The organism is Testudinibacter sp. 'clade 2' (assembly GCF_006227735.1).
In the GTDB taxonomy this organism is placed as follows: domain Bacteria; phylum Pseudomonadota; class Gammaproteobacteria; order Enterobacterales; family Pasteurellaceae; genus Chelonobacter.
Genome location: NZ_VDHB01000146.1, coordinates 1 through 2967, shown reverse-complemented (window position 1 = coordinate 2967; position 2967 = coordinate 1). Strand labels below are relative to the sequence as shown.

Annotated in this window: 4 protein-coding genes; 2 read left to right on the top strand and 2 right to left on the bottom strand. The window is 43.0% G+C overall.

The window, feature by feature from the left end; genetic code table 11:
* The first annotated feature begins 103 nt into the window (after positions 1-103).
* Together FHQ30_RS10790 and FHQ30_RS10785 are read left to right on the top strand one after the other, a co-directional pair.
* On the top strand, positions 104-379 hold the full coding sequence (locus tag FHQ30_RS10790; protein WP_139612315.1) for a hypothetical protein: 276 nt from the start codon (positions 104-106) through the stop codon (positions 377-379).
* Complete coding sequence (locus FHQ30_RS10785) at positions 380-628, top strand: hypothetical protein (RefSeq protein WP_139612314.1); 249 nt, start codon at positions 380-382, stop codon at positions 626-628. It abuts the gene before it with no gap.
* On the opposite strand, the gene ppnN is transcribed toward FHQ30_RS10785, so the two are convergent.
* Together ppnN and queF are read right to left on the bottom strand one after the other, a co-directional pair.
* Positions 610-1971 (bottom strand): nucleotide 5'-monophosphate nucleosidase PpnN, encoded by a 1362-nt coding sequence (gene ppnN / locus FHQ30_RS10780; RefSeq protein ID WP_139612313.1) that lies wholly within the window; start codon positions 1969-1971, stop codon positions 610-612. The genes FHQ30_RS10785 and ppnN overlap by 19 nt on opposite strands.
* Positions 1972-2038: 67 nt before the next feature.
* Positions 2039-2881, bottom strand: coding sequence for an NADPH-dependent 7-cyano-7-deazaguanine reductase QueF (queF, locus tag FHQ30_RS10775; RefSeq protein ID WP_139612312.1), 843 nt, complete (start codon positions 2879-2881; stop codon positions 2039-2041).
* Positions 2882-2967: the final 86 nt, after the last annotated feature.

Genomic DNA, 2967 nt, shown 5'->3' with positions numbered 1-2967 from the left:
TGGCGAAAAAGAGTCATAGTCCTGCGGATTGTGCTCATTTTAAACGACAACTTAAAATATAAACAAAGATCAACAGACCCTACTTAATCATATAAAGAATAAAATGAAAATAACACAAGAAAATATATTAAAAAAAGCAATAACAACAAGGTTTGTTTTAGAAAACAATTCCAATATTGTTTCCGTGTTTTATGATGAGGATGAGGATGAGGATTGGCAGTTTTTTGGGAAGGAAGAAGTAACGGAAGAAGACGCTAGAGTGGTTTCTATTCAGCACATTTTAGATATTGACAATTCATTAACAACATTACCCGAAATATTAAGAGGGCAATCGGCTTTTCGTAATGATAAAAATTCAGCATGGAAAATAGAAAACTAGATGACAATGGAAAGATTAATATTTGTGCAAGGAAATAAAGATAATTACGTCAAATATAGCACTGTATCACATGGTACTATAAATAAATTCAAAGGAATGCTTGCTGATGAATTAACTTGGATTCAACAACCAATTGCAATAAATGGATTGTTGAATCCAAGGGAAAAACTTCGTCATCAGGCGCAAGCCAAAACCGCACTTTCATGGCAAAAGTGCGGTCAGCAAGAACGCTATTTAATAATGCGATAACAAGGCTGATAAGCCTCGCCGCCCGGTAATTTCATGCGGTGTTGATCAACGAAATCCTGTAGCACGCGATCTATTTTCTCCATTAAAATCGGGTCGCCGTGTAGTTCAAACTCACCGTGCTTTTCAATCAGATCGATGGTATCCGGTTTGATATTGCCGGCGACGATGCCGGAAAAGACACAGCGCAAATTGGCGGCAAGGCTTTCTTTGCTTTGTTCCAAGTGCAAATCCAGGTTACTCATATTGGCATGGGTCGGCTCAAACGGATTTTGGAAATCCGGCGGAATCGTCAGCGTCCAGTTAAAACCGTAAGAATCGTTGGTTTGCGCCCGCACTTTTTTGATGGTCTTCATGTGCGCACTGGCTTTGCGCGCAATTTGTTCCGGATCGTCGATAATAATTTCATACAAGGCTTGCGCTTCGGCACCAAACACTTCGCCGATAAAGCGATCAATGGTGTTGAAGTAATCCGCACTCTCTTTCGGGCCGGTCAAAAATAGCGGCAATTGCGCATCTTTGTTTGCCGGGTTAAGCTTGATTCCGATTAAGTAGAGCAATTCTTCAAACGTACCCGGGCCGCCTGGGAACACCAGAATACAGTGTCCCATGCGCACAAAGGCTTCCAGCCGTTTTTCAATGTCCGGCATGATAATCAGCTCGTTCACAATCGGATTCGGTGGCTCAGAAGCGATAATCGACGGTTCGGTGATGCCGATAAAACGGCTGTTTTTGAAACGTTGGTTGGCATGTCCGATTGCCGCGCCTTTCATTGGCGCTTCCATCACGCCCGGTCCGCAACCGGTGATGATATTGAGTTCACGCAGCCCCAATTGCAAACCGACTGCCCGGCAGTAGCGGTATTCAATCTCATTAATCGAGTGCCCGCCCCAGCAGACCACCAGCGACGGACATTCGCCGACAATCAGCGCTTTGGCGTTACGCAGAATGGTAAAAATATAATTGGTAATACTGTTTGAGTTTTCGGCTTGTTGAAACGAATGTTGTTTAGTGATGACATTGACAAATAAAATATCGCGCAATACCGCAAACAGATGATACTGAATATTGCGGATCACCTTATCATCCACAAAAGCCGATTCCGGCGGATTGTGCAGCAATAACGAAACGCCACGTTCTTTGGCGATGAGTTCGATTTCAAAGTCTTTGTACATGCCTAATAAAATACGGCTGTCATCGGTTACCGCTCCGGAATTCAACACTGCCAGCGAGCAGTTTCGATAAAGCTGGTACAAGTTGCCGGAAACGCCTTTTTCCAGTAATTCAACCTCCAAATGCGACAGTTGATCCATGCTGCCTTTCGGATTCACCATATGTGAGCTCATGTTTTCTCCTTTTGTATTCACATTATTTATTGTTGGGTTTTTATGCTTGAAACGCCTATTAAGACGATTATTGACGTGCTAACCGCCGATTTTGCAGCTCAAGCGGGTAGTTTGCCCGATAAGGATTGATGTCCAATCCGCCACGTCGGGTATAACGGGCATAGACTTTCAGCTTCGTGGGTTTGGCATAGTGCATCAGATCACAAAAAATCCGTTCGACACACTGCTCGTGAAACTCATTGTGCTGGCGGAACGATACCAAATAACGCAGCAATGCCTCGCGATTGATTTTAGCACCTTGATATGCAATTTGTACGCTGCCCCAATCAGGCTGATTGGTAATCAGACAATTGGATTTCAGCAGATGGCTGACTAACACTTCATTAACCTGTTCTGCTGTCGTGCAATGTTGCAACAACTGTGGTTGGAATTCATAGCTGTCAATCTCAATATCCTGTTCATCAATACAGTCGCCTTGAAAATAGTCAATGGCTTGATTGCAATAGGCATCTAACGGATGTAACCGCACTTTGACTTCACCTTGGGCACAATTTGCCAAATCCCGTTGAATCAGCTGTTCAACCTGTTGCAGGCTGTCAAAACGGCTTTGATTGAAGCTGTTTAAATAGAGCTTAAAACTTTTCGATTCGATCAAATTTTCACTTTGAAAATCCAAATAAATATCGCCGATTGCCACTTGTGGTAAGCCTTTGGCATTCAGCCACGAAATTTCATAGGCAGTCCAAATATCCGCACCACAATTAAACGGCTGCTGCGAGCTGATCCCCAAACTATCACGGTTTAAACTGCGTGGTACTGCTTGTAATAAACGTGGATCATATTCACTGTGATAATCGGTTTGTTTGCCGAGTGTTAGTTGATCTAAACTGCTGTGGTGATAGGTTGCCATCGGATTCCTTGTTGACGTTTCTGATTGAAATTGGACGAAATTGTAACATAAAGTTTAGGGTCTGTTGATGTTTGTTTATAATTTGA